The organism is Candidatus Borrarchaeum sp. (genome assembly GCF_019058535.1).
GTDB classification, from domain to species: Archaea; Asgardarchaeota; Sifarchaeia; order Borrarchaeales; family Borrarchaeaceae; genus Borrarchaeum; species Borrarchaeum weybense.
In genome coordinates this window covers 1-3,927 of record NZ_JAHPYX010000134.1, presented here as the reverse complement: position 1 = coordinate 3,927, position 3,927 = coordinate 1, and the positions used below count along the sequence as shown (strand labels likewise).

General features: G+C 39.0%; 4 protein-coding genes. All 4 read right to left on the bottom strand.

What is annotated here, in order from left to right; translation table 11 throughout:
- Window positions 1–119: 119 nt before the first annotated feature.
- Window positions 120–611 (bottom strand): hypothetical protein, encoded by a 492-nt coding sequence (locus tag QVB70_RS07720; protein WP_287585086.1) that lies wholly within the window; start codon window positions 609–611, stop codon window positions 120–122.
- A 46-nt stretch (window positions 612–657) separates the two neighbouring features.
- The gene (locus QVB70_RS07715) at window positions 658–912 is read right to left on the bottom strand and encodes a hypothetical protein (protein ID WP_287585084.1); all 255 of its coding nucleotides are present in this window, start codon (window positions 910–912) and stop codon (window positions 658–660) included.
- Window positions 913–947: 35 nt separating this feature from the next.
- The gene (locus tag QVB70_RS07710) at window positions 948–1,163 is read right to left on the bottom strand and encodes a hypothetical protein (protein WP_287585082.1); all 216 of its coding nucleotides are present in this window, start codon (window positions 1,161–1,163) and stop codon (window positions 948–950) included.
- 95 nt (window positions 1,164–1,258) lie between these two features.
- On the bottom strand, window positions 1,259–3,001 hold the full coding sequence (locus QVB70_RS07705; protein WP_287585080.1) for a hypothetical protein: 1,743 nt from the start codon (window positions 2,999–3,001) through the stop codon (window positions 1,259–1,261).
- Window positions 3,002–3,927: the final 926 nt, after the last annotated feature.

Below are 3,927 nucleotides of genomic sequence, written 5' to 3'. Positions count from 1 at the left end.
TCAACTTTTGCGAATTCAGATAGGACGTATATAAGATCCGCGAAAGAATTGATTTCGACATTCATAGTAAACACTCCTGAGCCTTTGTTAGCTCCATGAAAGAAAAAAAAGGTGGAGATTTATTGGTCGTAATACAGGGATGGATCTGGTCGTTGAGGATACGCCCATTCATCTATACAAGATTCATTGCAAGACGTTTCATCGCACTCTTCAATTGATTTTGTTTGACAGTTTTTCCTAAAATATTGATCTTTGAAGTCGGAAAATTCTTCGGCTTCTTCCTCTTCGATTTCCTCTAAATATTCGCGCCATTTGTCGGGATTAAGAGCCGACCAATGAGCAAAATAGCCGTCATCGTAGAGTTTGTTATACAATTTTTCAAGACCAGGACTCATATTAATTAACTCAATATATACGTCCCCGTCTCGCCAATTCAATTCGCCGATCAAGTCATTGATCACTTGAATTCCTTGTTCATAGTTCTCGAATGGAATGTATGCGTAGAATGCCCAATAGTCTTTGTTCCAATCGCTTGCAAAAACCTCGATCCAATCTCCCTTTTCGGGTTCGTAGTTTACGTTTTTAAAAAACCCTTTGTATTCTAAGGTCATGTTTTCACTCCAGAGCCTTATAGCTCCACAAGAAGGGAAAAAAAGGTTAAGAGTTGTAAGGTTCTAAACTATTGAGCATACTTCTCTCGCTTTCGAGTTTTTTCTGTAAGTAATCAATTCGTGTCTCAATTAGTTCAAGAACCGTTTGTTTATTCGCCTTTGTGAGTTTTTTCTGACATTCTTTTTTAGCCGTTTGTAGTCTTTTAAGTTCGACTTCTCGTTCTTTAATAGTTTCTTCGAGATTCACAAAGGCTTTTTGCCATGCTTGGTGCATGGTTTGCGCTTCGCCTTTAATTACCATAAATCCACCTTAGAGCCAAGCTCCACAAAAAAGAATTATGTAACCTTCCCATAACGCAGTTCTATTGACTTGAGAAGGTTTAAGATGTCAGATTTAATCATCTCAATGTCCATATCCTCATTAAAAACTATCATAACCTCGTTAAAAGCAACTGATACCTTATCGGGTTTCTCCATCGCTTTAAATGTAGAGGCGGGTATGAGGACGGCTTTTGAGTTGCCTGATCTATAAACTTTCTTTTTTTCGATCAATATAAACACCGTATATACTTTTGTAGTGACTATGTTAAAAATATTACTCCTGGAAGTAAGCTCCATTTACAAGTACTTAAGTAATGAGAAAAAAATTAGGAGTTGAGGATGATTGTTGCGTTTTTCCTGCCTTTACGTTGTATTTTTCCCTGCGCTTCCATGCGATTTAGTGCTCTATAGAAGGTCGCTTTGTGACATATATGGAGTTTTTCCACGATTATCTCATAAAGATCCGTACTTTTAATGTGGTCTTTACCGTGCATGATGATTTCTTTCTTGATTATGTCATCAATGCTTGTCAATTCTTTCTTTGCGCCTGTTTCTTCGTACAGTTGTCGGCGGCGGTGCATTAAGTCCTCCCATAGGGAAATTGCTTTCTCAATGTCCTCTTTTATAGCATACACGTAGCCGTCTTTTACCTGTCTATTATAAAAGTTGGCAGACGCTATTACATTGACAAATCGGGCAATGGTTTCGAGGTCTCGAAGGATTACAAAGGGGCGGCGTGGTAAACGAATGTTATACAGACGAAAGACTTCTTTTATCATTTTTTGGTGTTCTTGTTCGATTTTAACGCCTTTGAGTTTCTGTATGCCATGAATTAAAGTTGCTAAGATTTCTTTGGTTTTTGTAATATCAACGATTTTATCTTCGGAAAAGAGGTCTAAACGATCAAGCATGAGGTTATTACGTAGTGGGGTAGATTGGAGGGGCAATGTTATATCAAACCTGCTCAGAAGCCCCTCTGAAAAGGGGATCTGATCCCGATAACATTCTTTATGGAAAAAATCATCGGTTGGGTTGGCTCCACAGAAAAGTGTCATGTTGATGTTAGTGATTTTCATGTGCTCGCCTTTCGCAATTGTAAAATCTCTGCAATCGAGACACCTTCGGAGTAATTTAAACTCCTTCAAGGCTTTATCGAATTCGTGAATACAGAGCAAGCCATTGTTAGCATGGTCGATAACCCCAGCTTCGATTCCTTCAGTAGTATATTTTCCTTCCATAGCGGCGCGTGTGCTATCGTCTATTTTAAAACTCTTAAAGGCTATTTCATCAGTAACGTCGATGATTTCTGACTTTGCTGTAGAAATATCGCCCACCAGAAGTACGTGCAAATTAGCACGTTTTTTAAGACCATTGATGTAAAAGGGTGGGCAGTGCGGGCTCACCATTGCATAGATGAGATATTCCCATACCGTTTCACCGAGAATAATCATCTTGTTTAATTCTGCTGAAATTTGCTGAATTTTTCCCTTAGATTCCTCGATTAATTGCAATTGTTTACTGATGACGGGATCAAGTTCTATTTCGACCCCTAAATCAATTTTCTCCTCAATCTCTGTCATTTCGTTGTTGACAAAATCTTCATATTTCCCGTTCGTTTTGTCAATTTCATTTTTAATGATTTGACTGAGTAGATCGGGATATTTTGCACTGATCTGATCTTGCAAGGTTTTAAGTGTCTGTGGTTCTCCGAGAGTAGCTTCAGTAATCTCAAAGAGATACTTTTCTACTTCTTGTGAATTCCTGTAAAACTCTGGTGCCGTTGGTCGGGGAGATAACCCCAATTTAACCGCATATTCATTAAGGAAACTGATGAACAAATGCATTGCTTTATACTGTTTCAGTCTTTCACTGTAAAACTGATCGAATTCGTCTGGTGTATCTGTCGAGGATAACCGCTGGTAGAATTCAAGGATTAGTGATTGTATCCCTGAGGTTATGGGTTTTAGTTTAAGTTCTTCATCCTCTTTAGTTTTTTCAAAATCCGCTCGAACTAAAGTTTTTAGCCATTCCTTTTCAGGATTTGTGGCTTCTTCTATTGCTTCAGTCATAATTTCACTCCAGAGCCTTAGAGCTCCAAAAAAGAGGACTACTTAGGTATGACGATACCTATGTACCTAAGTACTTAAGTAGTCTTGAACAAATTACGCCGCGACCACAAAGTTTAGTAGTCTCGCGTCTTGGTGTATTGCAAAATACCACAAGACAAGGCGGAGAGTTACGTTTTTCTTATTAAATTTGTCTTGCAAGGTGTATCTCTCCTTTTTGTGCGACTATGCGACTATGCGACTAATAGCCACAACAAGAGTAATGAAATTCAGTAAGGTCTCAAGAATTACTCTTTGGTTCATTTAGCCACCTTAGAGCCAAGCTCCACAAAAAAAAGATTAATGATTGGGTTGAGGGGTGAGTTTATCCTTCATATTTAGAGAGATATGACGGTTAAAACGTCCTTTGCGGTTTGGTATTCTCTCTTCTTCTATAATCTCACCAGATTGATTTCTGACTACTCGCCAGATTCTTCTTTTACGTAAACCCTGACTTTTTCGATAGTTACCTCTATTTTTAGGGGGTATCCCTAAAGGGATAGAACAACCTTTTGGCTTCTGAATCACTTTTTTGTAACACTTACGACAGTATGGTTTACCTTCAAATAAATTGGGTGTGTGGCGAGTTGTTCCACATTTAGAACACAAATACAATTTCATAAACTCCTGAGCATGAGCTCCATATACAAAAGTGAATTTTTTAAGGGTGGAGCTCGGGGGGTGTGACCCCCCATTTATAAGTTGGCTCGCCAGGAGTTGAGTTGATGGTATAAGCTCCATCAATTGACGTTGTCTTTAACAAGTAGAATAGCTCTTGCCCGTCCTATTTGGTGGGGTGGGTGCGTCCAAAAACTGCGCGACTATGCGACTATGCGACTACGCGCCCGATTGAACACAGCGACTTAGCTACTAACGTATCCATACATCAC

Bases quoted from the DNA above. Each gene is read 5' to 3' on its own strand.
- QVB70_RS07720 (WP_287585086.1), bottom strand. From the start codon at position 611: ATGACCTTAGAATACAAAGGGTTTTTTAAAAACGTAAACTACGAACCC.
- QVB70_RS07705 (WP_287585080.1), bottom strand. From the start codon at position 3,001: ATGACTGAAGCAATAGAAGAAGCCACAAATCCTGAAAAGGAATGGCTA.
- QVB70_RS07715 (WP_287585084.1), bottom strand. From the start codon at position 912: ATGGTAATTAAAGGCGAAGCGCAAACCATGCACCAAGCATGGCAAAAA.